23 protein-coding genes and 1 tRNA gene are annotated in these 25,058 nt (G+C 57.9%); 11 read left to right on the top strand and 13 right to left on the bottom strand.

Going from position 1 to position 25,058, the window contains the following annotated elements; translation table 11 throughout:
- Nucleotides 1-16 precede the first annotated feature (16 nt).
- From pstC to phoR, 3 genes are all read right to left on the bottom strand, one after another.
- Complete coding sequence (gene pstC / locus FHX11_RS05600; RefSeq protein ID WP_184355923.1) at nucleotides 17-1,498, bottom strand: phosphate ABC transporter permease subunit PstC; 1,482 nt, start codon at nucleotides 1,496-1,498, stop codon at nucleotides 17-19.
- 73 nt (nucleotides 1,499-1,571) lie between these two features.
- Nucleotides 1,572-2,606 (bottom strand): substrate-binding domain-containing protein, encoded by a 1,035-nt coding sequence (locus tag FHX11_RS05595; RefSeq protein ID WP_184355921.1) that lies wholly within the window; start codon nucleotides 2,604-2,606, stop codon nucleotides 1,572-1,574.
- Between the two features lie 184 nt (nucleotides 2,607-2,790).
- Nucleotides 2,791-4,047: a phosphate regulon sensor histidine kinase PhoR gene (gene phoR, locus FHX11_RS05590; protein WP_184355918.1), complete on the bottom strand. Its 1,257-nt coding sequence runs from the start codon at nucleotides 4,045-4,047 to the stop codon at nucleotides 2,791-2,793.
- A gap of 245 nt (nucleotides 4,048-4,292) precedes the next feature.
- Here phoR and ppk2 point away from each other — a divergent pair, with 245 nt between their 5' ends.
- Nucleotides 4,293-5,174: a polyphosphate kinase 2 gene (gene ppk2 / locus FHX11_RS05585; RefSeq protein WP_184355916.1), complete on the top strand. Its 882-nt coding sequence runs from the start codon at nucleotides 4,293-4,295 to the stop codon at nucleotides 5,172-5,174.
- Nucleotides 5,175-5,189: 15 nt separating this feature from the next.
- Here the strand turns inward: ppk2 and FHX11_RS05580 are convergent, their stop codons facing one another.
- Nucleotides 5,190-6,407: a hypothetical protein gene (locus tag FHX11_RS05580; RefSeq protein ID WP_184355914.1), complete on the bottom strand. Its 1,218-nt coding sequence runs from the start codon at nucleotides 6,405-6,407 to the stop codon at nucleotides 5,190-5,192.
- Nucleotides 6,408-6,893: 486 nt separating this feature from the next.
- Here FHX11_RS05580 and FHX11_RS05575 point away from each other — a divergent pair, with 486 nt between their 5' ends.
- The 3 genes from FHX11_RS05575 to FHX11_RS05565 all read left to right on the top strand — a co-directional run bounded on the left by FHX11_RS05575 (nucleotide 6,894) and on the right by FHX11_RS05565 (nucleotide 9,606).
- Nucleotides 6,894-7,853, top strand: coding sequence for a nitronate monooxygenase family protein (locus FHX11_RS05575; protein WP_184355912.1), 960 nt, complete (start codon nucleotides 6,894-6,896; stop codon nucleotides 7,851-7,853).
- A 138-nt stretch (nucleotides 7,854-7,991) separates the two neighbouring features.
- Nucleotides 7,992-8,067 (top strand) — tRNA-Thr (locus FHX11_RS05570).
- A gap of 654 nt (nucleotides 8,068-8,721) precedes the next feature.
- A complete protein-coding gene (locus tag FHX11_RS05565) occupies nucleotides 8,722-9,606 on the top strand; it encodes a DUF2806 domain-containing protein (protein ID WP_184355910.1) in 885 nt (294 codons plus the stop codon).
- A gap of 168 nt (nucleotides 9,607-9,774) precedes the next feature.
- Here FHX11_RS05565 and FHX11_RS05560 read toward each other — a convergent pair whose 3' ends face one another.
- The 6 genes from FHX11_RS05560 to FHX11_RS05535 all read right to left on the bottom strand — a co-directional run bounded on the left by FHX11_RS05560 (nucleotide 9,775) and on the right by FHX11_RS05535 (nucleotide 17,158).
- A complete protein-coding gene (locus tag FHX11_RS05560) occupies nucleotides 9,775-12,627 on the bottom strand; it encodes a PriCT-2 domain-containing protein (protein ID WP_184355908.1) in 2,853 nt (950 codons plus the stop codon).
- A gap of 184 nt (nucleotides 12,628-12,811) precedes the next feature.
- Entirely contained in the window at nucleotides 12,812-13,144 is a 333-nt protein-coding gene (locus tag FHX11_RS05555) for a hypothetical protein (RefSeq protein ID WP_184355907.1), read from the bottom strand.
- A gap of 10 nt (nucleotides 13,145-13,154) precedes the next feature.
- Nucleotides 13,155-13,454: a hypothetical protein gene (locus tag FHX11_RS05550; RefSeq protein WP_184355904.1), complete on the bottom strand. Its 300-nt coding sequence runs from the start codon at nucleotides 13,452-13,454 to the stop codon at nucleotides 13,155-13,157.
- A gap of 76 nt (nucleotides 13,455-13,530) precedes the next feature.
- On the bottom strand, nucleotides 13,531-13,977 hold the full coding sequence (locus tag FHX11_RS05545; protein ID WP_184355903.1) for a hypothetical protein: 447 nt from the start codon (nucleotides 13,975-13,977) through the stop codon (nucleotides 13,531-13,533).
- A 927-nt stretch (nucleotides 13,978-14,904) separates the two neighbouring features.
- The gene (locus tag FHX11_RS05540; protein ID WP_184355901.1) at nucleotides 14,905-16,170 is read right to left on the bottom strand and encodes a site-specific integrase; all 1,266 of its coding nucleotides are present in this window, start codon (nucleotides 16,168-16,170) and stop codon (nucleotides 14,905-14,907) included.
- Nucleotides 16,171-16,786: 616 nt separating this feature from the next.
- Entirely contained in the window at nucleotides 16,787-17,158 is a 372-nt protein-coding gene (locus tag FHX11_RS05535) for a TM2 domain-containing protein (protein WP_184355899.1), read from the bottom strand.
- A gap of 217 nt (nucleotides 17,159-17,375) precedes the next feature.
- On the opposite strand from FHX11_RS05535, the gene FHX11_RS05530 reads away from it, so the two are divergent.
- Nucleotides 17,376-17,675, top strand: coding sequence for an antibiotic biosynthesis monooxygenase family protein (locus FHX11_RS05530; protein ID WP_184355897.1), 300 nt, complete (start codon nucleotides 17,376-17,378; stop codon nucleotides 17,673-17,675).
- 99 nt (nucleotides 17,676-17,774) lie between these two features.
- Here FHX11_RS05530 and FHX11_RS05525 read toward each other — a convergent pair whose 3' ends face one another.
- Both FHX11_RS05525 and FHX11_RS05520 read right to left on the bottom strand, forming a co-directional pair.
- Nucleotides 17,775-18,044, bottom strand: a complete 270-nt coding sequence (locus FHX11_RS05525; protein WP_184355895.1) for a hypothetical protein — start codon at nucleotides 18,042-18,044, stop codon at nucleotides 17,775-17,777.
- 179 nt (nucleotides 18,045-18,223) lie between these two features.
- A complete protein-coding gene (locus FHX11_RS05520; RefSeq protein ID WP_184355893.1) occupies nucleotides 18,224-19,414 on the bottom strand; it encodes a LysR family transcriptional regulator in 1,191 nt (396 codons plus the stop codon).
- Between the two features lie 435 nt (nucleotides 19,415-19,849).
- Here FHX11_RS05520 and FHX11_RS05515 point away from each other — a divergent pair, with 435 nt between their 5' ends.
- From FHX11_RS05515 to FHX11_RS29890, 5 genes are all read left to right on the top strand, one after another.
- Entirely contained in the window at nucleotides 19,850-20,758 is a 909-nt protein-coding gene (locus FHX11_RS05515; protein WP_184355891.1) for an ABC transporter substrate-binding protein, read from the top strand.
- Nucleotides 20,759-20,882: 124 nt separating this feature from the next.
- Entirely contained in the window at nucleotides 20,883-22,049 is a 1,167-nt protein-coding gene (locus FHX11_RS05510) for an ABC transporter permease (RefSeq protein ID WP_184355889.1), read from the top strand.
- A complete protein-coding gene (locus FHX11_RS05505) occupies nucleotides 22,046-22,993 on the top strand; it encodes an ABC transporter ATP-binding protein (RefSeq protein ID WP_184355887.1) in 948 nt (315 codons plus the stop codon). Before FHX11_RS05510 ends, FHX11_RS05505 begins: the two co-directional genes overlap by 4 nt.
- Complete coding sequence (locus FHX11_RS05500) at nucleotides 22,990-23,739, top strand: ABC transporter permease (RefSeq protein ID WP_184355885.1); 750 nt, start codon at nucleotides 22,990-22,992, stop codon at nucleotides 23,737-23,739. The genes FHX11_RS05505 and FHX11_RS05500 overlap by 4 nt, the downstream gene beginning before the upstream one ends.
- Nucleotides 23,740-23,843: 104 nt before the next feature.
- Nucleotides 23,844-24,068 carry an Imm32 family immunity protein gene (locus tag FHX11_RS29890; RefSeq protein WP_184355884.1) on the top strand — a complete coding sequence of 75 codons (225 nt, stop codon included), beginning with the start codon at nucleotides 23,844-23,846 and terminating at the stop codon, nucleotides 24,066-24,068.
- A gap of 16 nt (nucleotides 24,069-24,084) precedes the next feature.
- Here the strand turns inward: FHX11_RS29890 and FHX11_RS05490 are convergent, their stop codons facing one another.
- Nucleotides 24,085-24,468 carry a YciI family protein gene (locus FHX11_RS05490; protein WP_184355882.1) on the bottom strand — a complete coding sequence of 128 codons (384 nt, stop codon included), beginning with the start codon at nucleotides 24,466-24,468 and terminating at the stop codon, nucleotides 24,085-24,087.
- A 166-nt stretch (nucleotides 24,469-24,634) separates the two neighbouring features.
- Between FHX11_RS05490 and FHX11_RS05485 the strand changes: the two genes are divergently transcribed.
- Nucleotides 24,635-25,030 (top strand): VOC family protein, encoded by a 396-nt coding sequence (locus FHX11_RS05485; RefSeq protein WP_184355880.1) that lies wholly within the window; start codon nucleotides 24,635-24,637, stop codon nucleotides 25,028-25,030.
- Nucleotides 25,031-25,058 lie beyond the last annotated feature (28 nt).

Here is a 25,058-nt window from a genome sequence, read left to right as displayed (position 1 = left end):
GAGGATAGGGCGCCGCTCATTCGTATTGCTCCCTGTAGCGGCGCACGATGTAGAGCGCATAAACGTTCAGGCACAGGGTCAGGCAGAAGAGCGTGATGCCGAGCGCGAAGGCGACCAGCGTCTGCGGCGAGGTGAATTCGAGATCGCCGGTCAGCTGATTGACGATCTTGACGGTGACCGTCGTCATCGGCTCGAAGGGATCGAGCTGCATGCGGGCGGCGACGCCGGCAGCCAGCACGACGATCATGGTTTCGCCGATCGCCCGCGACGCGGTCATCAGCAGTGCGCCGACGATGCCCGGCAGTGCCGCCGGCAGCAGCACGCGCTTGACCGTTTCCGAACGGGTGGCGCCAAGGCCGAGCGAACCGTCGCGCAGCGAGCGCGGCACCGCCGTGATGATGTCGTCGGAAAGCGAGGAGACGTAGGGGATGAGCATGACGCCCATGACGAAACCGGCGGTCAGCACGCTCTGGGCTTCGATGAAGCTCGCATAATTGCCCGTCACCAGGCCGTTGAGATCGGCCGAGAGATCACGCAGGAACGGCCCGACGGTGACGAGGGCGAAGAAGCCGTAGACGATCGTGGGAATGCCGGCGAGCACCTCCAGCATCGGCTTGGCGACGGAGCGCAGGCGGGCGGAGGCATATTCGGCCATGTAGATGGCGGCGAACAATCCGATCGGCACGGCAACCAGCATGGCGACAAGGCCGATATAGAGCGTACCGGCCAGCAAGGGCACGAGGCCGAAGGTTCCCGAAGCCTGCGAGCCTGCGCCGGCGAAGCGCGGGTCCCAGACCGTGCCGAAGAAGAATTCGGCGGCGGGGACCATGCCGAAGAAGCGGGCCGCCTCCGACAGCATCGAGGCGACGATGCCGACCGTCGTCAGCACGGCGATGGAGGAGGCGACGATCAGGCCGCCGAGAATGACCTGCTCCACCCGGTTGCGGGCGCGAAAGCGCGGCGCGATGGCCCGCAGGCCGAAAATGCCGCAGCCGAGGGAAAGCGCGATCGCCGCGGCCGACATGACGACGCGGCTCAGATGACGCATGCCGTTGTAGCTGTTGGCGGCGTCGATCATATAGCCGGTCGGCCTCGTCGCTAGCGGCACACCCTTCTGCGCCAGGATCAATTGCAGATCGGCGGTGCCATCGCCGACGGCAGCGCGCTGCCGGTCATCCAGCAGACGCATGCCATGGGCAATGCTGCGTACCATGCCATAGCTGAGGTTCAGCTCGGCAGCCGGCAGCGCCTTCACCTCGTCGGGAAAGGACTTGACCACGAGGCGATCGATCACCTGCGGACTGATCCATAGCCAGGCCGCGATCAGCGCAAGTGCCGGCAGGGTCGCCCAAATGGCGGCATAGGCGCCGTAATAGCCGAGCCGCGAATGCATCGCCGACGATCTGCCGCCCGATAGCGCAGCCGCCCGCGTGCGCCCCAGCACGAAAACGGAGGCGCCGACGATCGACAGGCACAGCAGCAGCAGCGATACACTCATTTCCAATTCCCGGCCTACTCCCCGGCGAACGCCGGCACGGTGAAATCCACGCCGGCGGGCAATTCCTGTGCGATCACATGATTTTCCCGTCGCTGAAATCCTTGCGGATCTGGTCACGCTCGGCATCCGGCGCCGGCACCAGACCATATTCGGCCAAGGGGCTGTCCGGACCGATCATCTGGTCGCTGGTGAAGAAGTCGACATATTCCTTCAGGCCGGGAATGACGCCGAGATGCGCCTTCTTGACGTAGAAGAACAGCGGGCGCGAGACCGGATAGGTACCGTCGGCAATCGTGGCACCCGATGGTACGACGCCGCTTACGGTCGCGACCTTCAGCTTGTCGGCATTGTTCTGGAAGAAATACAGGCCGAAGACGCCGACGCCGTGCTTGTTGGCGTTGATGCGGGCGAGCGTCTCGGGATAGTCGCCGTCGATATCGACTGCCACGCCGTCCTTACGCACGGCGATGCATGTCTTGGCCTGTTGGGCGGCATCGGAAACGGTCGTCTTGATGACGTCGAGCGCGCCGGACTCCTTGCAGCCGGCGGCGAGCACCTTCTCTTCGAAGACTTCGCGCGTGCCATGCTTTTCGCCCGGAATATAGGTGGCGATTTCGAAATCCGGCAGCGCCGGATTGATCTCAGACCATTTCCTGTAAGGGTTGGCGACCAGCTTGCCATTGACGACAACTTCGGCGGCGAGCGCCTTGTAGAGATCGGCGGGCACGAACTTGATGTCCGGATTGCCCTTGTCGTAAGCGAAGACGATGCCGTCATAGCCGATCTTGACCTGCTGGATATCGGTGACGCCCGCCGCCTTGCAGGCCTCGACTTCGCTGCCCTTGATCGGGCGCGAGGAATTGGCGATATCGATCGAATCCGCGCCGACGCCCTTGCAGAATTCCTTCAGGCCAGCGCCGGAACCGCCGGATTCGACGACCGGCGTCTTGAAGCCGGTAAAGGTCTCACCGAAGGTTTCGGCAACGATCTTCGCATAAGGGAACACGGTGGAGGAGCCGGCGATCTGAATTTGATCACGGGCCGCGGCAACGCCGGCAAAGGTGGACGATGCAACCAATGCAAGAATGGACAATTTCAAAGCATTCATGACGAATCCCCTAACAAGCTTTGAAGAGCACTGTGGCGGACGGCGCACCCACCTTTTCAGCATCCCCTTCTTACCGGTCGAAGCATCGACCTTTTATGTCAGGCGCATGAAACAATTATGACGAGTCATCCCGTTGAAAATAATGGGATAATTCATACATGATGACGGGGATTCACAGAAGCTGTCAGAAGCGGACGGTAAAATCCGTTCCCTTGCCGACTTCCGACTTGACGATCAGTCTGGCGCGGTGGCGGGTCAGAATGTGCTTGACGATGGCGAGTCCGAGGCCGGTTCCCTTCTTGGAACGACTGTCCTCGACATTCACGCGATAGAAGCGTTCGGTGAGACGCGGCACATGTTCGGCCGGGATGCCCGGCCCCCGGTCGGAGACGACGACTTCGACGGCCTGACCCGGCTCGCTCAGAAGCGAAACGTCGACCACCTTGCCTTCCTGGCCATATTTGCAGGCATTCTCGATGAGGTTTTCGAAAACCTGCACCAGTTCGTCGCGATCGCCGAGCACCTCCGCCTTTGCCGGCGGCAGATGCAGGTTGATGGTGACGTCGAGATCGCCGGCCAACGGCAGCAGTGAATCGCGCACATGTCCGAGCAGAGGCACGAGATCGACCTTCTGATCCGGCGCGATATGCGACTTCAGTTCCAGCCGCGACAGCGACAGGAGATCGTCGACCAGGCGGCTCATGCGCGTCGTCTGATCGAACATGATGCCGAGGAAACGCTGCTGCGCCTTCGGGTCCGCCTTGGCCGGTCCCTGGATGGTTTCGATGAAACCGCGCAGCGAGGCGAGCGGCGTGCGCAGCTCGTGGCTGGCATTGGCGACGAAATCGGAACGCATGCGGTCGATGTGGCGAAGCTCCGAAATATCGCGGAAGGACAGCACGAAGAACATGCCCGGCTCGATCTCTATATCCGGCAGCTCGACGGGTGCGATGCGGATGATGTAGACGCGCTCGGAGGGCAGCCGCTCGGAATGTTCGATCTGGTTGGGCGCATTGGTGGCGATGGTCTCGCGCACCATGTCGAGCACGCTCGGAGAGCGCAGCTTGGCGGAAATATGCGCGCCGGCTGGAAAGGCACCGAATGCCTTTTCGGCCGCCGGGTTCTGCGCCAGGACCGATGCCTCGCGGTCGATGATCAGCGCCGGCATGTCAAGGGCTGCGAGGCCGGCGGAGACGGTGCGCAGCAGGGTTTCCGGATCGACCGGCCGCGGCTCGGCGGGCGGCGGAGGTTCCGCCTGCTCGACCAGCGGCGCGCGGGTCAACGCCACGAAAACGGCCGCCGCCCAGAGCCAGAAGACGAAGCCCGCACCGATCCCCTCGATGAGCGCCAGGATGGCGATGAGCGTGGCCAGGATGAGAATGGCGATCTCCTGCCGCAACCGCGCCGCCAGCTTCCTGAGGAATGACCATTCGTCTTGCAAGTGCACCCGTCCCTTCGCCTGCCATCGCGGACATCAAGACTCCGCGTCTTAGCGACGATTCATGACAGAAGTTTTTGGCCCTATCCACAGCGGCGGGCCACTGACAACAATAAATGTAACAGCGAGGGTGGCGATCGGCAAAAGGCTTGAAAAGACAGGATAAATATCCCAACTTGCCCGTGTGGTCTTTTTGCCGCGTCCAAAGGGCAACGCCCGGAGGGCGCCAATTGCGGGGAGCAGAGCGCATGGCGGAAGAAGTGGAAAGCCGCGCGGTGGAACTGGATATCCACGGTCAGAAACGCATATTCGATGTCGACGATCCCGTGCTGCCCGAATGGATCGACACGGAAGCGCTAGGTTCGGGCGGCTATCCCTACAAGAAGAAGCTAAAGGATGAGGAGTATCTCGAAGAGCTGGAAAAGCTGCAGATCGAACTCATCAAGGTGCAGTTCTGGCTGCAGGCGACCGGCAAGCGGGTGATGGCGCTGTTCGAGGGACGCGACGCTGCCGGCAAGGGCGGCTCGATCGCGGCGACCTCGGCGCATATGAACCCACGCCTTGCGCGCGTCGTGGCGCTGACCAAGCCGACCGACCGCGAGGCGGGGCAGTGGTATTTCCAGCGCTATGTCGCGCAGTTCCCGACGGCGGGCGAATTCGTGCTGTTCGACCGCTCCTGGTACAACCGCGCCGGTGTCGAGCCGGTCATGGGCTTCTGCACACCGCAGCAATACGAGCAATTCCTGAAGCAGGCACCGCGGATGGAGCGGCTGATCGTTCAGGACGGTATCCTGTTCTTCAAATTCTATCTCGATATCGGCCGGGAAATGCAGCTCAAGCGCTTTCACGACCGGCGCCACGATCCGCGCGCCGTCTGGAAGCTCTCCTCCATGGATATCGCGGCGCTGACGAAATGGAAGGACTATAGCGAGAAGCGCGACCGCATGCTGAAGGACACGCATACGGACTATGCGCCCTGGACGGTGATCCGCGCCAACGACAAGCGCCGCGCCCGCCTGAACCTCATCCGTCACATCCTGCTGACGCTCGATTACGACGGCAAGGACGACAAGGCGATCGGCAAGATCGACGACAAGATCCTCGGCTCGGGAGCGCAGATCCTCAAATAGGACGGCGCGAACGCCTCATTGGCCCGGCAGGATGCGGATGGCGTAGATGTTGACGCCGCGTGCCTTGCCGTCGAGATCGCTGTTGATGACCAGATGGCCCGCCGCCGTCGGCGCGAGCGAACGATCGTAGCGCACCTGGAACAGGGCGTCGGTCTTCTGGCGCGTGACGTTGAAACGATGCCGTCCGCAATTGCCGAGCGAGCCGAAATCACATTCGACGGTGATCTGCGTCGGCGTGTCCGAGGTGGATTGCAGCGTCAGCGCGACGGTCGACGACTTGCCGGCCAGTTGCTGCAACACGTTGGCGGGCACTTCGATGGAGGCATTGCCGTCCGGACCGACGCTCGCCGAGGTCAGCCGCACCGCCGGGCCTTCGTTTTCCGAGACGTTCTCGGATTTCGACTGGATGCCGTTGACGACCTTCGCCGCATCGGTCGGCTTGAAGATCTCGATCCATTCGTCGGAGAAGCTGTTCTGCGGATCGATCGTCGCCAGGCCCGGATTGACGGGGCCGCTATTGTCGTCGTCATCGGCGGTATCGTCGTCGCTGTTGCTGCCGCTGAAATCCTGGGAATCGACATGGGCCGGCGGATTGGGAACGCTGGTGTCGCGCTGCGCCGCCGTCATGAACACGCCCGAGGTCTTCACCCACCAGGCACCGACGCCGAGGCAGGCGAGCAGGATGCAGAAGACCAGCAGCCGCGAGAAGATCTTGCGCGGCTTGCGGCGAACGGCGGCGCGTTCCGGCTTGAAATTCATCGACCGGGCCGCCGCCGGCGCCTGGGCATGGGGCACGTCGCTGTCGACGCCGAGATGATCGGAGGGGCCGGCGCGCATGTCGCCGAAATCGCCGGCCGGCGCATCGGGCTCGATGGCGTCGGGCCCGGACGCAGCGATCGGCCGGTCGCGCGTCTCGCCGCGCACGCTCATCTCCGGCTCACGATCCTCGTGCTGCGCCGGCTGCCGGGCCTGCGGCGTCACCGAGGGAATAGGCACCGCTTGCGGCTCCGGCATTACAGCGGGATGGGAGCGCTCCTCGCCCTCGATCTGCCGGATCGTCGCCTCAAGGCGCTGGCGCTGGGCGGCAACGACGTCGATATCGGTAATGTCCTGCTTGCGAAGTCCGGCTTCCAGTGCCTGGCGAGCCGACTGATAGATACGGGCCCGAATTTCCGGATTGGCGCGATCGGATCGCTCCAGGGCATTTCTGATAGCCGTTTCTAATCCGCTCACATCAGGTCCTTTACTCTTACTCGCAATACGCCCGCATACTCTAGAGCGATTGTTTTTGCGCAATTTGGACGGAAAACCGCTGCGCAGTTTTCCTGGAAATTGCTCTGGCGGCAAAACAACCAGCTTCTTTACCATTCGCTAACCGGATTCGGTAACGTGCCGACCGGCAATGTGCAAGTCTCTGCCAATCATCGGCGGACAGTCGGGCGGGGATAAAGGGGAAAGACGACACAAATGGGGAGGCAGTAGGCAGTAGGCAGTAGGCAGTAGGCAGTAGGCAGTAGGCAGTAGGCAGTAGGCAGTAGGCAGTAGGCAGTAGGCAGTAGAGGAAACTCCGGGTGCGTGGCCGGTCAAGCCTCTCCATCCCCCTTCCTATTGCCCATTGCCTATTGCCTACTGCCCACTGCCTCATCACCATCTTCCCCTCCCGCAACACATCTGCTATCCCTTTGACGTTTTCGTAAACGTCAAATACGGATGATGTTCATGGCTCTTCCTGCAATCCTGACCGAACGCCTGCGGCTGCCGGTCGTGGCCTCGCCCCTCTTCATCATCTCGCATCCGGCGCTGACGCTGGCACAATGCAAGGCCGGCGTTGTCGGCTCGTTCCCGGCGCTGAATGCAAGGCCGGAAAGCCAGCTCGACGAATGGCTGGCGATGATCACCGAGGATCTCGCCGCCTATGACGCCGCCCATCCGGAGCGCCCGTCGGCACCCTTCGCGGTCAACCAGATCGTCCACACCTCGAACAAGCGGCTGGAGCACGACCTGATGCTCTGCGTCAAATACAAGGTGCCGATCGTCATCTCCTCGCTCGGCGCCGTGCCGGAGGTCAATGCGGCGGTGCATTCCTATGGCGGCATCGTCCTGCATGACATCATCAACAACCGCCATGCCAATTCGGCGATCCGCAAGGGCGCCGACGGGCTGATCGCGGTGGCGGCCGGCGCCGGCGGCCATGCCGGCCAGCTCTCGCCCTTCGCGCTGGTGCAGGAAATCCGCGAATGGTTCGACGGGCCGCTGCTGCTGGCCGGTGCCATCGCCAATGGCGGCGCGATCCTGGCGGCCCAGGCGATGGGCGCCGACATGGCCTATATCGGCTCGCCCTTCATCGCCACTGAAGAAGCCCGCGCGGTCGACGCCTACAAGCAGGCGATCGTCGACGGCGCGGCGGCCGACATCGTCTATTCCAACTTCTTCACCGGCATACACGGCAATTATCTGAAACCCTCGATCCTCGCCGCCGGCATGGACCCGGACAAGCTGCCGGAAGCCGACCCCTCGAAAATGGATTTCGAAACGGCGACGACCGGCGCCAAGGCCTGGAAGGACATCTGGGGCTCCGGCCAGGGCATCGCCGCCGTCAAGGCCATCGAGCCCGCCGCCGCACTGGTCGACCGGCTGGAGAGAGAATACCACCAGGCCCGCGCCCGGCTCGCGCTCTGAGACACCCTCTGAAGGCGGCCGGTTTTTCACAAGCCGACCGCTTTTTTGCCATTTGACGATTTGAGCGCTTGAAATCTCTCCGCATTGACTGTATCAGCGCCATGCAAATCGCGGGGCCGCACCGAACGCCCCTTGAATGCCGCTTTAGCTCAGTTGGTAGAGCACATCATTCGTAATGATGGGGTCACGTGTTCGAGTCACGTAAGCGGCACCATTTCCTTTTGTCATTCCCTGTGCATATTCAATTAGATACCGAACACTAACCCGCGCTCGACCAGCTCGCTGGCTCTACCAGCTGAGCTAAAGCGGCATAAATCTAATGACGTTGGCATGAGCGGGCACGATTAGAAGAATCTCTAAGCTAGACCGACATGAACGACGGCCCGCGTGCTCGATGGGTATTCGCTTTCGCTCACATTGATACAGAGAATATCCTCACCCTGTCGAAAAGCCCTTCAGGGGGTAGCAGGGGGTTCGGTCCCCAAGGGTGTATAGTGTATGGCACCCTGAAATTTTCTCACAGAAATTACCCTGTTTTCGGCAAAGGCTATTCACAGGATAGTCATTCGAAATGTCCTCGACTCTTTAAGTTGAATCTGGCTGAATCTCTGTACAACTCAAGAATCAGTCGGGGATGCAGGTGCAAGGCGGATATCTGACAAAGCTTCTAGCAGCAACTATCGCAGGGTCAACCTTGGCAATCCTAGCAGGGTTTATCGCAGCAGAGAAATTCAAAGGTTTATTGAGCTTCAGAGAATGGCTTTGGAGCCCAACACAGGACGGTAGCTACTATGCGCTATTAGGCGCATTGGCTGGTGCTACTCTTTTCATTGTCTTTGGAAAATTTGGCAGGGCTTAGAGGTTTAAAATGCTTGTACCGATTCCAACAGGCAAGACTGGAGAGGCTCTGATCAATCGTGTGTCGGATGCAGTAGGCGGGATTGCAAAGCCTTGGCAAATTAGAAGGGTGGCGCAAGCTGAAGCTGACGCAAAGAAGATTCTAGCACTCACTGACCTTGAGATTACGGAAACCCGAGAGCGTGCCGTCAAGCGGATGGTTCTCGAAGAGGAAAAGAATCAAGAGAACATCGAATCTGTGACAGCACAGGCTATTCCTCACCTCTCGGCGGAAGCGAAGCCGGAAGAGCTAGACGAAGATTTTGTCAGGTATCTTTTTGAGAAGGCCCGATTGGTCTCGAACGAAGAGATGCAATCTGTCTGGGCAAAGATACTAGCAGGGGAAGCCAACAAGACCGGTTCGTTTTCTCGGAGAACTATGGATATCGTTGCTCAAATGAGTAGGACAGAGGCGGAGCTTTTTACAAGGTTCTGCCGAAATTTATGGGTGGTCGGTAATCTTACCCCAATCTTTACAAAAGAAGTCAAGGCATCCAGAGATGAGGATGGATATTCAATGAGTTTTAGCGATCTGGCGGAACTCGAAAGCATGGGATTGATTCAACATGCAACAGCATCAGGCTATATCCGACCTAATCTCCCTAAATATATTCACGTATGGTATTATGGACGTACTGTAGTCCTTGAATTTCAGAGAGACCAAGGAAATAGCCTTTCTACGGGGTCAGCCATTCTTACATCTGCGGGTCGTGAACTTGCCGTTATAGCGGGGAGCCGACCATCTAAGGCATACTTCGAAGATGTACTTCAGCATTTTATCAACCAAGGAATTCGTGTCTCAATTCCTGTCGGCATCAAAGATATGTATTTATCTATGGACCCGGGCGGGGCCTAAGGAACCTTCGGTTCATGAGTACGAGAAGAAAGAAGAGGGACTGCCTCAGGCTCTCGAAACGGAAATTCTTCTGGTATCCCCGCCCGTCATCCCCAAGGTAGGTGTAGGGATTCACTTATAAGGGGTAATCTATATAAGCGTTTCCCCACACCATGTTTTTTCCTCGAACTAAAAGCTTAAAGCCCCCGCGCCTTCGATGGTCCCTGTCTCCCAAGGTAAGGCTTTGGATGGAACTTCCAGTGTGAGGTAGGCGGGCAGGCCTCTCGGTTTGACCAATTCGATGCCTTCGGTCTCAAGAGCCGCTTTCACATCTGGCCTAACCATGAGTTTATAGAAGTCAGACTTCTGCATTCCCAAGTGCTCCATGACGGCGGATGCCTTTAGCTCAATAGTCGGGCCAGCAAAGACGCTCTGAATGAATTCGAAAGCTTGCTTTGCTTTCCCGGTAAGCTGCTTTCCGAATGGTTCCCAATCGATGATTTCAGCCCTAGGGAAGACTCTCGCTAGATGGTTCTGAGAGAAGCCTTTCTTTCTGTCGTTCGGGAAGATGATCCAAAGGTGGCACCCTTCTGGACAATCCCCGCCTTGAGCTACCCTGACTTGACCGCGACAAGCTGCCTGAAAGATATTATGGGCGATCTCTCCGACACGAACGTTGTGCAAATCGCTATCCGAAAACTCGTCTTCTGTTTTCGATTTTTTCGCACCGCGTCCATACGCCTCGTACTGAGCTTCATTGTATTGGAGGATACCAGCAAGGACGACGTGTTTGACGTGAGCAAATTCGTTTGTCGCCGTGTGATTCCCGTACGTCAGAAATTGAACCTTGGCATTCGGATTTAACCCGCCCTCGCGGACAAGCCTTTCCATATCAGGACCGGGTTTGCCTTTGACCCTCCCCTGTTTATGATGGATAACTAAGACTTCCTCGCCTACCGGAACGCAGGTATTGATTGCCTTGACGACGCCCTCAGCGATCTCCCCGGCCCTCTTCCAATCGTTGCTCGCAGCCTTACCAGCCCCTTTGTTCCAATGATGGATCGTCAGTCCATGATACGTTTTCGGGGGTGAACGCAGAAATTTTAGCGAGCCGCCCAAGTCCTTCCGGTATTTCTCCCAAAAGGCGTATGTCTTCCGAAGCTCCCCGCTTGCATCAAGGATCAACATTGGGGTTAGGTCTTTGGGTAGAGTGTCGTCGTAATCAAGGGTCGTTGCGCCGTATAGGTTATCCCGCCTAATTCGTGCTCTACGTCCCGACAGCTTCCACAGTGCTTCGGCATTATCTTTGTCGTCGGTATCGTTGAACATCTCGCGGAAATCCTGAAGCGATGTCAGGACTTCATTCACGACAGGTACGTTGACGGTTTCGCCTGTCTCTAAGCCCCCGATTGCGCCAGTCCAGCAATCAAGCTCGTGTGCAAGCTCGCCATAGCCATTCTTTGCCAGAGTACGCAGGAGGCTGCTAACGCCGTATTTCTCCAATGTCAGCGCCCTACTTGGGACAATCGTTTCATCCCAAACCCGAACCGTTCGAGGACGGCTCTTGTAAAAGAGCTTGTCGATTTCTTCGAACTGTTGTCCGCCTTCAAGCCGCCTCTTCAGTTGCTCGTGCGTCGTAAAGAGGACTCTGGCTTTCGTTGGCTCGGGGTTGCCGTGGTTTTTGACATCGCCTTGCCGACCTTCCGATACCAGAACCGCGAAATCATTTTTCGATAGTCCCATACGCTCGACAAGAGTGTTGATTTCCACAATCCTCGACAGAAAATAAATGACGCCAGCGTTCTTATACGTCGGCCAATCCAAAAGCTGTTTGGTACATTCGGTTACGACCGTCGTCTTTCCCATCCCGCAAGGCAGTGCGCTTAGGAAAAAATTGGGAGCGAGAGCCCCGCCAGCCATCCTGTGGAACGTCTTGGCAATATCCTCCAATCCGCCATAGTGCGCCTCAGAAGGCTTATGGCCGAACCCGTCAAATGTCTTTCGTACCTCGTTTATGACGGCTTTCGGAAACTCGTCATCATCAAGCTTTGCGGTCGAGAAATCGATGTAATCGTACTCGGGTTGCTGCTCCTCATGGGGGAGTAGAAAGACATTATCCGGGTTAGCACCTGCTTCGATGGCATCCCGGAAAATCGTCCCGAGACCAGTTTTGTTGGAGGCATTCCCTCGCTTTGGAAATTCCTTGTTCCAATATTCAACCTGGGTAGCCGGATCATATTTCTCGGAAGTTCGGGACCAATCATCCCAAATCCGAAATCCTTCGATGGCACCACCACAGGCGTCATAGATCGCTCCGCCATAGGCAAACCATTTATCCCGGCGATCGGAAGACAGGGACTTCAGGGCCTTTGCTATCCGCTCGCGGTCTTGCTCCCAATCGACAGGAATCGGTGTTGCCCGAAGATCATCAACCTCATCTAGGCCGTAATCCGCCATCGTCCCGAAGGCTTCCCGCAGTTCAGATACAGAATACAGATTTTCAGTCCCGCCAACGATCTCGACACGATGACGTTCGCCCTTCTGATGATAGGACCCGGGCAACCGGAGAGCTTGGCAAGGGTGTCCCTTGTCGGAACCATACACACAGGCCATGACTTCCATGATACCCGTCCATTCGTCTGTCGTCATCTCGCCCTTGCTTCGGTCGATAAACCAATAACGATGGAATCGATTAGGACTGGTCTCCACTACAAGTGTTGGCTCCGGCATGCCGTCCCCATTGAAGCCCTTGCCGTCATCGTCATGCCAGACAGCACGGTAATACAGGACGTTTTCATTTACCCGATTGTTGCCAGTAACGAAATTGACAGTGACACCAATTGCATAACCGTCTTCTTGAGCCTTTTCGAAATCTTTGAGGGACGACGCCAATCGTCCTAGCTGTGCCTTCCTTGGGACCAATCCATCTCGCCCCTTCTCAGGGTATAGTTGAAACAAATGATCTTGGTCCGAAACATATTTATCGTGTATATTTTTATGCGTCAGGTATTTCAGAAATCTAGTTGCTTCGTTCGTATCCATATTCTCCTATATACATCCTATATACTACGGATTACTGCCCTCATTGACTCACGGAAGCCCGTACAGAGTCATTCATCCATTTCAGCTACATCTATAACCAAAATACACGGAACGCTCTCCATGAGCCTCTATGAGTCAAATAGAAGGTACTTCCAAGCTACGCTTGTCGTAGCCGTACTTCGCCTCAAGCCGCAGTCAGTTGCTCAAGGTTGTTCACGACAGAAAAGCCACCTTCCCGTATCGAGAGATTATCTCGTCTGAGGTTCAGCGGATTGCCATCTTTGTATTGCATTCTCTGCCCTGCCTTAGCATCCATCAGAATGCGTCCGACAAGCATGTTACCCTTAGGTGTCCTTGCCGATACTGACCGGCCAGTCTGTTGCCAATTCGGAGAAACCCCGAGTGAAATGAGGGTTTGATAATCCTCGAAATCAATCATCGCTTCGGCCTCTCCGTTTCGAGCAAGAGGAACACGGACACTTCCATCAGGGCCAATCGTAATGGGCCTAGCTTTCATCAGCGTTTCCTTAAAAGTCGAAGGGGTCCTTAGTCTTCAAGCTGAAGATATTCTTGACGTACTCCCCCTCATGAGCCCCGCCTGACTGAACCGGAGTGTCAGACAAACCCAAATGTTCATTGGGCTTTTGCCCTCGCTTGGCACGGGCGAGATTTTGGCCGAGATAGGCAATCATGTCGTCGGAGAGATGGGAATCGAAGACTTCATTGATATACGTGTTAAGCTCATAGATAGCGAGATCGCGTTCCGCCTTGTTCATTTCGCTAAACGGCTTTTTGAAAGAAGGGTCTTTGTAAAAGTTGAATGCCATTGTTATTTATCCTTTTGCTTTAAAATACTTTTTAAGTTAGTTTCCTCAGTCGCGAAGACATGAGGTGTCGCCCGGATTACCGAGTCCACGTTCTGTACTTCCGCTCATCATCGACGTATTCGACACCAGATGCGGGGTTATCTATCCAGAACCTGAGTGCTTGCTGTGCATCTTGGAAGCTTCTAAACTTCCCATTGCATTGCTCGGGCGTATCGAATTTACCTATTGGCCCACGCGCACCCTCAGGTCGGGACTTTGAAAAGCCAATCAGGAAGAACTTAGTCCCACTGTTGCTTTCCGATTTGAAGATGACGCAGTCGATTAGATCGCCAGACTTCTTTTCTTTGACGATGACTTTCATCCAATCTTCGACTTCACGGATCATATTCTTGTTTTCGGCTTTCTCTGGAAAATAATCCGAAATCTTCCCTGCGTTGGGAAATGAGCCGTCAATGGTTATTGGTTCTTTGCTAGGAGGATTTGGCGTCCCCCCATAAACGACGTAACTCGTTCTCGTTTTCATGTTTGTATGCGTGTTCCTTTCTGGAATCATGGTTCGTCCGCTCAGAGCTCATTTCGGGCGAAGCCCTCAAAGGAACTTCGTTCCGTGCTGAACCGGGAACGGCATGAAGATTCGTTCGATTTTAGATGTGGTTGAGGTTATTGGACCGTGTGCTTCTAGGAGCCTGTGTCCTCTGGCGTAATCAGCCAGCATCAAGAATTAGACCAACTAAGACGTTAGTCAATTTAAGGACGAGCAAAATCACTCTATCCTTACAGTTATCCTTGCAATAATTTTCTCGATTTGTCAAGATATAAAATTGAAATTCGAGTGGATTATTTAAAATATATACATAGAATCACTTAATCCTATACTTATACATTCATTATTTTTTCGAAAAAGTCAAGCAAAAAATTAAATTTAAACAAATTATTTCGAATTATATTTATAGATGATAGGTCATCCGCCCTAATTGAACCTGATATTCTAAGAATTTACTTCCACTTCATTGCATATCTAAGCACATAACTCCCTTTGCCACACAGAAGGCCACAGAGAGCGCTCCTCTTCTTGCGGGTAGAATGTAGCGTGAGATAACCTAAGCTCGCCAGCAAGCCTCCATGAGTCAAGGAAAGCATGTCCCCTTGAGGGCAAACTTAACACGTCAAAAAAGAAGGGAGATTCAGTAGTCCCGTAAACTGAATAAGGGTCGCTTAAAGCAAGACACCCTCTCCGGGACAGTAGCCACATCAATAGGTCTCTTCTGGGCGATTGCCCTAGGCACCTATCTCGTAGCAGCTTGCCTTATCCGCTTCACTTAGCCTTTCGATCCGCACTTATGCGCTCACGCGGGGGCAACAATCTGCTACTTGCCAAAGTAGTACAATGACGGCCGTTTCTCTGAGAGCAGCCTCATAGGCACGATTGAGCATCATATTCAGGCAGAAATCAAGAGGCTTGCGCAACTGCTTTCATCTTCGCCCCGACCAACTCAGCGACACATCCGCCCCAAGCCTCAAGCGCCTCTTTCCGTTCCTTCATATATTCGTATCGCTGGTAGACCGCTTTCAATCCACCCGCTGCACCCGATGTATGGTTGAGTATCCGTTCGATCACCTCGGGTAGGACACCCATTTCAGCCAGTCCAGACGCCGCAGTCCTTCGAAGATCATGAACACGCCACGGTTTGAATTCGTGCTCTTCTTTGGCAAGCTCCGCCTTCATATATCCGTCTAGCTTGGACTTCATTTTCGAATACCCAGAGATATGAGCCTCTGTCTTTTCGCCCCTCAATCTGACCTTGGAAGCAGGGAATATATACCCTTGAGCTTGAGCCAGCTCAGCCGACGCCATTGATGATAGGTGGACGATATGAACCTTGCCGTTTTTGGTCCGCTCCTTCGGGATTGTCCATTCTACCTTATCGAAATCAATCTCAGACGAGTGCATCCCGGACACCTCTTCGCGACGTTGTAGGGTCAACAGGAGAAGCCGATAGAATGAACCCCAACGATCAGGCATATGATATGAAGCCGACCATAGGGCTTTGATCTCCGGTTTCGTAAGGACACGCTCACGAGATGCGACAGGCGGTATTGCCGATATCGAGGCCAAAGGATTTATTTCGATCAGATCGTTTTCGAGGCACCATGATAGGAACGGCGACAAAGCGGCATACAAAGCTTGTCTTGTGCTCTGAGTTTCCTTCTTATCGAGCGCTACCCTGATATCAGCCTTTTGAATTCCAGACAGGGGACTAGACAAATGTTCAGCCAGCCCTACCGATAATCTCCGCTGTCGTTCTAACAGGTATGTTTCCGTCCTGCCTGAATTCCATGGTGCGGAAAGATCGGAGAATTTTTCGATAGCCTCAGAGACGGTAATCGTAGCTTGCTGAACCTTGGGCTTACGCGCTTCACGCTTCCTCTCTACGACATCAATCCCGCTGTCGATATCCAAGAGGACACGCCTCGCAATCTGACGGGCTTCTTGTAGATCAATCAGATCACCCTTACCGATGACCTGCCGAGTAGCCTTGCCGCTCTCCCTGCCACCTGTCCATCGTTGAACAAGCCAACTGATCTTGCCTTTCGGAGAGATATAGCAGCCAAAGCCGGACAGTTCTGTGTCCCAAATATGTAATGATCTTTGGTCAGCGATAGCGACTTTGACGGGTTGGATAAGCGACTTAGAAGTGAGGCGAAGTGTAGCCATGGAATACCCCAATGAATAGCCTTAGCGGCATCCACCTACAGGACTCCAAGTGGACTCTCCCTGATAGCATATTTGGGGATAGAAGTGAATCCTCATCATGAGATTTGTTATATGAAATCAATAATTTAAGTAGAAATTGAGGAAAGAAAACTGGGAATTTGGAGAGTTCATGGTGCATGGCGCCATATGTGAACCATATCGGAGGAAGTTTCCAAAGCCGCCATTAGCTAACAGATTGATTTTCTGTCTATTTTCATAGTCTCAAGGGCATGAACCATAGGCCCAAGCCGCCATTTATTGCCTGATGATAGGTCTGAGCCAGCGAAATGAAAAACAGACACCATACGGGGCTGAAACACGGCATGGTTAGACGCATGAGCGTCAGTGAATGAGAGTTACACTCGTCAACGTACTCAACTCAGAGTCTAAGATTCGTAATGATGGGGTCACGTGTTCGAGTCACGTAAGCGGCACCAGTTTTCTCAAATATATACGCCCGAAGATGCCATTGCATTGCGCCGCCATGGCGAAGCTAAAACGCACGAGGTTCGATATAAAAGCCATCGTCCCGGCGAAGGACGACGGCGAGCATCTGGCTGATTAAATCGCGTGTCTTTCACACATGCCCTGGAATGACGGTGCGCTTCGGCTCCTCCGCCTGCCGGTTCATATAGAGAGCATCATCGGTCAGACGCTGGCGAACTATACCCTTTTGTTCGGCAATCACTCCCGGGATGAGGAACGCGTCGATAACCCACCAGATGCTGAGCGCGGCCAGAAGAACGACGCCAACAAAAACAAACGCCGTCAGGCAGCCCAACACCAGCAAGATTAACTGCGCGGCGCCACTGCCGACCCTGCCGAGATAAAAGCGGTGGGCGCCAAAATAGCCGAGAAAAAACCAAAGCAGATAGGCCGCGCCAACGGATTTCGCCTCATTGGTCACGCGTTGTTCGATCAGCATCTGCTCTTGTACGGAAAGCCCCATTTTTCCCTCTCACATGATTAGCCGGCGCAAGCCCCTCTCGCGCGATAATGGCTAGACGTGTCAAAGTTCACGCCTGACTAGAAATTGCGTCTCCACAAAAATGAAGTCAAGCATTCAGCCTTTGCCGATCTATGCTATTCCTCAAACCCGGCCCCTGAATCGGCCCCCGCCTGGCACGTCCACGACAGCCTCACCCACGTCTTTCAAGGAAAACACCATGATCCACGTTCTCGCCATCCTCACCGCCAAGCCCGGCAAGCGGGCCGAAGTGCTCGAAGCCTTTCAGGCGAATGTTCCGGCCGTGCATGCCGAAGACGGCTGCATCGAATATACCGCCGTGGTGGATGTCGAGGGGGCCGATCCGGCGTTTGGGCCGGATACCTTCGTCGTCGTTGAAAAATGGGAAAGCCTGGCGGCGCTGAAGGCGCATGCGGCTGCGGCGCATATGGCCGCCTATGGCGAGAAGGTGAAGGATCTGATGGCCGACCGCGCCGTGCATGTGCTGAACCCGGTCTGACCGGCGATCTCGACGAACAATCGCATCTCAACGGCGCCCTCCAGCGCCGTTTTTCACATCATGCTTCCACTCGCCGCGCCGGCGATCCGTCCCGCGCGATCAATCCCACGGGTCGTAATAGCGATCGCGCCAATAGGGGCGATGCCAACGACGATATTCCCAGTCATCGCCGCGCCAGTAGCGGTCGCGGTAATAGTAGCGATGACCGTAGCTCGGGCCGACATAGACGCCGAAGAAACCGGGCGCGATCATCACGCTGGGGCCGTAGCGATGATGCCAGTGACCATGGTGGCGGCGATGCGCGTCGGCACTGGTCACCGGCAAAGCGAGGATACCCAGCGCCAGCAGAGCTGTTGCAACGATCCTCATTTCTCTTCTCCTCCAAAGCGATCCGCCCGGGCCGGCGACGCCGCGCCGGCCCCGAGGATCGCATCATTTCCCGCATTCGCGCGGGCAGAGGAATAACGCCGAAGGTAAGGCCATGGTTCCGGATTGCCGGCCGGCGGTTCCCAGTAATCCTTGCGGGAAAATGCAGTGCCGAGCCGCTATTACCCCGCCGCCAGTTCATGCGCGGCCTGCTGGATCAGCCGGCAGGCATCGACCGAGGCCTTCCGGCCGTTATGGGCGAGATAATAGGACAGCGGCAGCGGTTTTTCCGGATCGACGATGCGGACCTTGTCGGCGATCGGCATGGCGCTGACGCGGCCGAGGAAAGAGACATAGCCGTGATTGGCGACGAGATCGACGATGACGGGCAGCGAATCGGCCGAGGTGATGTCGCGGCCGCGAAAGCGGCGCCGGTCGCCGCTGTCATAGCCGAAGGCCGTCGCCGCATTGCCGATACCGGTGCGCGGGCTCGGCACGCAGAGCGGATGATTGTCCACCAGCGCCGCCACCGTCGCCTCCGTGCTGTCGGGCGGCGCGATCGCCACCATGTCGGTCGCCAGCAGCTCCATATGCTCGAAGGCGTCGAGGCCGAAGACGGAATCGACGATCGCGACATCGATGCGGCCGGATCGCAGCGCCTCGCGCAGATCGTCGGCAGTCATCAGCATCAAGGACAGCATGTTGCGGTTGCCGCTGACATTCCAACGGGCCACGAGGCTGGCGAGCGAGCGGGCCACCCAGCTTTCCGAGCCGGTCGGAATGATCGAACCGATGCGCACGGCGCGCGCCACCCGCTGGAACCGCTCGTCCGAAGTCGCCTTCATCTCGTCCCAGGCATGGGCGATCCCGGCAAGGATGGCATGGATCTCGCGCCCGGCCTCGGTCAACATCGAGCCCTGCGCCTGCCGCTCGAACAGGCGGCAGCCGAACAGTTCCTCGAGATTGGCGATCTGCAGCGAAAGCTGCGGCTGACCGAGCCGCAGCCGGCGCGCGGCGCGATTGATGCTCCCCTGATCGGCGACCTCGAGGAAGCGCTCGATGGTGGCGATCTTCAACGGCAGGCGGGCCGCCCATTGCGCATAGGCTTCCGGCGCCGGCGGCTCCCTGGTCAGGGCGGAAAGCGCGCGCATGCCGGCGAGAATCGGCTGCAGGCCCTTCTTCACCTTGGCGCTGGCGAGCAAGGTGGCAAGCTCCCCGGAGGCACGCTCGACGAGCTTCATCGCCAGCTCCGTCTCCAGCCGCCGAAGCGCGCCCGATACGGTCGAGGCGGAAAAGGAGAGCCGGCGGGCGGTCTCCCGGACGGAACCGACGGAAAACACCATGTCGGCGACGAACAATGCCCCGAGATACAAGCCAAGGCTCCTTTCAGGCCGGCGCCCAATGCTTCCGGCCGAGACGCGCGACGATATGATGTGTTCTTGAAAAAAGATATCCCAAAACAGAGAGGTAGCGGCTATCGTGCGGGAGCCGTCCAGCTGATCCCACAATCAAAAGGAGATCGGAACAGCGGCAAACGGGTAAGGGGAACAAAAACAAACACGCTTGCCCCCGAAAAAAGAAAACTATTTCCGCGATTATGCCGGGCACCCTCGTCATAATCGCGCGGCGACTGCGGGTGGCGGATCGGCGCATCATCGATTTTTCGAGGATGAGCGCTACTTCCCGATGCAGACAGGACTTCGCCCGCGGGTATTTCGACCCGCGGTTACAGATTGCGTGTCCGGACCGGCCCTGAAATCCGAGCGGATACGCAAACAAAGGTTCAACGGGGTACAGAGGGAAACGTCATGTTCAAGAAGCTTGCACTCACCGCCACGCTCGCGGCTTTCGTTGCCAGCGGCGCCAGCGCCGCCGATGTCGTGGTTTCGTCCAAGATCGACACCGAGGGCACCCTGCTCGGCAATATCATCCTTGCCACGCTCAACGCCAACGGCATCAAGGCGCAGGATCGCATCGCGCTCGGCACCACGCCGGTCGTGCGCAAGGCGATCACCTCGGGCGAAATCGACATCTATGCCGAATATACCGGCAATGCCGGCTTCTTCTTCAACAAGGCCGACGACGCGGCCTGGAAGAACCTGCAGCAGGGCTATGACCTCGCCAAGAAGCTCGACTACGACGCCAACAAGATCGTCTGGCTGACGCCGTCGCCCGCCAACAACACCTGGGCGATTGCCGTGCGCAACGATGTCGCCGGCCCGGCCAAGCTGAAGACCATGTCCGATTTCGGCAAATGGGTTGCCGGCGGCGGGCCGGTGAAGATCGCGGCCTCCTCCGAATTCGTCAATTCGCCGGCGGCGCTGCCGGCCTTCCAGACGACCTACAGCTTCCAGCTGAAGCCCGACCAGGAAGTCGTGCTGTCCGGCGGCGACACCGCGGCGACGATCAAGGCGGCGGCCGACCAGACCAACGGCGTCAACACCGCCATGGTCTACGGCACCGATGGCGCCATCGAAGCGGCGGAACTGACCGTTCTCGAGGATGACAAGAGCGTGCAGCCGGTCTACGCGCCAACGCCGATCGTCCGCGAAGCCGTGCTGAAGGCCAATCCGAAGATCGAAGAGGTTCTGGCTCCGGTCTTCAAGGGCCTTACCGCCGACGTGCTGCGCAAGCTCAACGGCCGCATCCAGGTGGATGGCGAACCGGCCAAGGCCGTCGCCGAATCCTACCTCAAGGACAATGGCTTCCTGAAGTAATCTCGACCGGCTACCCTTGCGGTCCCGCTTTGATAAAGTGGGACCGCAGGAATTTGATGGGGCATGATCCGGCGGATGCGTGGCTACGCGCTCTTCCGGACCATACGCTGACGGAGCTTGCCTGATGGAAGATGCGCGCGCGGTTCGCAGGGTGGACCGCCTCGGGGTGGTGCTGGTGACGGGAGGCGTGGCGGCGGCGGCGCTGATGCCGTTCATCATCGTCAAGGCGAACCGCATCGCCGCCGGCAAGCCGCAGCTGCTGACGCAGCTCCTCGCCCAGCCGGCCGCGCTCACGCTGCTGGTTCTTCTCGCCGCCACCGCCCTTGCCGCGATTTTCCTGCGCAGCCCGCTTGCCCGCCTCGGCATCGCCACGCTGACCATCGCCTTCCTGATCGTCACGCTCGGTCTCGTCTCGACGGCGGCGACGCCCGCCGGCAGTACCGTCGCCCGCATCACGCCGGGCGGCGCTTTCTGGGCGCTGCTCGCCGCCCTCGGCCTGGTGATCTCGGATGCGCTGGTGAAGCTGCAGCTGACGCCCTGGCTTCGGGTCGCCTCGCTCGCGCTCTATGCCGCGATCCTCGGCGGCGTGCTGCGGTCCGGCCTGCTCGACAACCTGTCGATCATGAAGGAATACGCCAACAATGCCGACAAGTTCTGGAGCGAGGCACTCGGCCATGTGGTCCTGTCGCTCGGCTCGGTCGCCATCGCCATCCTGCTTGCGCTGCCGCTCGGTATCTTCTGCTACTGGCAACCGCGCATACGCGCCGTGGTGCTGCGGGCGCTGAGCCTGGTGCAGACCATTCCGAGCCTGGCGCTATTCGGCATCCTGATGCTGCCGCTCGGCTATATCGCCGCCAACGTGCCACTGGCCGCCGCGATCGGCGTAAAGGGCATCGGCGTGGCGCCGGCCCTGGTGGCGCTGGTGATCTATTCGCTGCTGCCGATCGTCGCCAATACCGTCGTCGGCCTTGCCGGCGTCGATCCTTCCGTGCGCGATTCCGCCGCCGGCATGGGCCTGACGCGCCGGCAGATCCTGACCGGCATCGACCTGCCGCTCGCCTTTCCGGTCATCCTCACCGGCATCCGCATCGTGCTGGTGCAGGCGATCGGTCTCGTCACCGTCGCGGCGCTGATCGGTGGCGGCGGCTTCGGCACCTTCATCTTCCAGGGCATCGGCCAGACCGCCAACGACCTGGTGCTGCTCGGCGCCGTGCCGACCGTCTTTCTCGCCTTCTCATCGGCCGTCATCCTCGATGCGGTCATCGACAGCATCCGGGGACAAAGCGCATGACCAGCATGATCGAGCTCAAGGGTGTCACCAAGCGCTACGGCAGCGCCACCGTGGTCGACAATGTCAGCATGAGCATGGAAAAGGGCACGATCACCGTCATCGTGGGCACGTCGGGCTCCGGCAAATCGACGCTGATGCGGATGATCAACCGGCTGGTGCCGATCTCCGATGGACACATCTCGGTCGGCGGCGAGGACATCATGAACGTGCCGGCGACCGAGCTTCGCCGCCGTATCGGCTATGCCATCCAGGGACACGGGCTGTTTCCGCATCGAACCGTCGCGCAGAACATCGCCACCGTTCCCGAGCTGCTCGGCTGGGAGAAGGCGCGGATCGACCGCCGCGTCGAAGAGCTCCTCGCTCTCTTTCACCTCGATCCCGGCACCTTTGCCGGCAAATATCCGAGCCAGCTTTCCGGCGGCCAGCAGCAGCGCGTCGGCGTCGCCCGCGCGCTTGCGGCGGAGCCGGAACTGCTCTTGATGGACGAGCCCTTCGGCGCGCTGGACCCGGTCATCCGCGGCAAGGCGCAGGACGATCTTCTCGCCATCCAGAAGCAGTTCGGCACGACCGTCATCCTCGTCACCCATGACATGGATGAGGCCTTCCATCTCGGAGACCAGATCGCCGTCATGAGCGGCGGCAAGCTGCTGCAATGTTCGGAGCCGGAGAAGATCCTGACCGAGCCGGCCGATCCCTTCGTCCAGCAGCTGACCGGTACGTCCGACCGCGCCTTGAAACTGATGTCGCTGCTGCCGCTGAAGGAAAGCATGCAGCCGCCACGGCCGGGCCTCGGCTATAGCCTGTCGCAGACGCTCAACCTGCGCGACGCGCTGGCGGAGATGATCTGGCAGGGCGCCGACGAGGCGGCGGTCGAGGACGAGCGCAAGGTGCCTGTCGGCTCGATCTCGATGCGGCATCTGATCGAGCTGGGCCGCAAAGCATGAAATTTCTCGCCGCCAACCTCTTCCGCCTTCTGGCGCTGGCGCTGCTGCTGGTGCTGCTGTTCCGTCCGGAATGGCTGACGCCCGTCCTCGCGCCGCTGACCAAATTCGGGGCGTCGCCGATCTATACGCAAAACAGCTTGCCGAGCCTGGCGCTCAGCCATCTCGAACTGATCCTGATCTCGATCGCCGCAAGCGGCATTCTGGCCGTTCTCGGCGGCATCTTCGTCACGCGGCCGATCGGCGCCGATTTCCTGCCGCTGTCGCGGGCGATCGCCAATGCCGGGCAGACCTTTCCGCCGGTTGCCGTGCTGGCACTCGCCATCTCGACCACCGGCTTCGGCGCGGTGCCCACCCTGATCGCGCTGTTCCTCTACGCATTGCTGCCGATCTTCGAAAACACCGTGGCCGGGCTGCAGCAGGTGCCGGCCTCGGTCCTCGATGCCGCCGACGGCATGGGCATGAACGGCTGGCAGCGGCTGTTGCGCGTCGAGCTGCCGCTTGCCCTGCCGCTGATCATCGAGGGGCTGAAGATCGCCACCGTCATCAATATCGGCACGGCGACGATCGGCTCCACCGTCGCCGCCAAGTCACTCGGCGAAGTCATCATCGCCGGGCTGGTCAACGACAACACCGCCTTCATCCTGCAGGGCGGCCTGATCGTCGGCCTGATGGCGGTGCTGATCTATGATGGCATGGAGATGATCGAGCATGCCGTGACACGGAAGATCGGCGTGCAGGCGCATTGATAACAAAACGGCTCTAGCGAAAAGCTGCGCGTCGATGTCAATTGATGGGATAGCTATTTTTGTCCATCGGAGATTAGGAAATTTGAAATGAGGGGGCGAGGCCAGTGATACTAACAGTCGAGCACGAAAAAGGCTCACACGGCGAGATTTCAATATGCTTCGATTCTGAAGGGTTATCGCTACTGTTAAAGAAGCTGAGCTATCTCGCCGATAATAGAGACCATCTCCATTTGACAACAAAAACGTGGGGAGGCAATGAGCTTACAGAGGTTGCTCAGGGCAACAATAACTATCAGCTTGTTCACAGCTTGAGATTAGTGCGCCTCTGAAGCGTAGTTGGCCTTTCTAACCGCCTTCCCCCGAATTCAACGGCGCTCCGGGCAGATAGAGCGAGATCGGCCTGATCTCATAGACGGCGGTCGGATTGACGCGGCGCAGGTCGCGCGCCGCCGCGACCGCGGCATCGAGCGTCGGAAAATCAACCACGTAGAATCCGAGCAACTGTTCCTTGGTTTCCGCGAAGGGGCCGTCGATGACCAGTCCCGCCCCCTTGCCCCGCAAGGTGACGGCGCCGCGGGTCGCGCCGAGGCGCGCCGCCGGCCCGAGCGACTTCTCGGCGACGAGACGGTCGTTGATTTCCAGCAACTCGGTCATCAGCGCCGCATCCTCCTCCTTGCTCCAGGATTCGACGACGCCTTCTTCGTGATAGGCCAGGATGGCGTAGTACATGAATTTCCTCCCCCAAGACCGTCCGGCAGTCTACGCAGGCATCTCGAAATTCAGAAGCCCCGAATGTAAGTTTAAATGCGGCATATGACATCGCCGCCGCTTGCCTTGACCGGCAGCGGATGGCATTGGCGTCATTGCGATGTTGGAACGAGCTATGGAGATACCGATGGCCAAGATGATCCACTCGATGATCCGCGTTCTCGACGAGGCGCGCTCGGTCGATTTCTATCGCAAGGCCTTCGGGCTGGAGGTCGCCGACCGCATCGCCTTTCCGACGTTCACGCTGATCTATCTCAGCAATGGCGAGACCGGCTTCGAACTGGAACTGACCGTCAATCAGGGCCGCACGGAGCCCTATCCGCTCGGCGAGGCCTATGGCCATCTCGCCGTTTCGGTCGACGAACTCAACGAGGAGCATGCCCGGTTTTCCTCGCTGGGGCTGACCCCCGGCAAGATCACCGAACTCAATCGCGATGGAAAGCTCTTCGGGCTCTTCTTCTTCGTCACCGATCCCGATGGTTACAGGATCGAAGTGCTCCAGAGGCACGGGCGGTTTCAATAGGCCGGACATGCCTATAGCCCCGCGCAAG

It is taken from the genome of Rhizobium sp. BK602, from assembly GCF_014195095.1.
Taxonomy (GTDB): Bacteria; Pseudomonadota; Alphaproteobacteria; order Rhizobiales; family Rhizobiaceae; genus Rhizobium.
The sequence above is the reverse complement of the archived record's forward strand: the minus strand, read 5'-3'. Positions and strand labels throughout refer to the sequence as shown.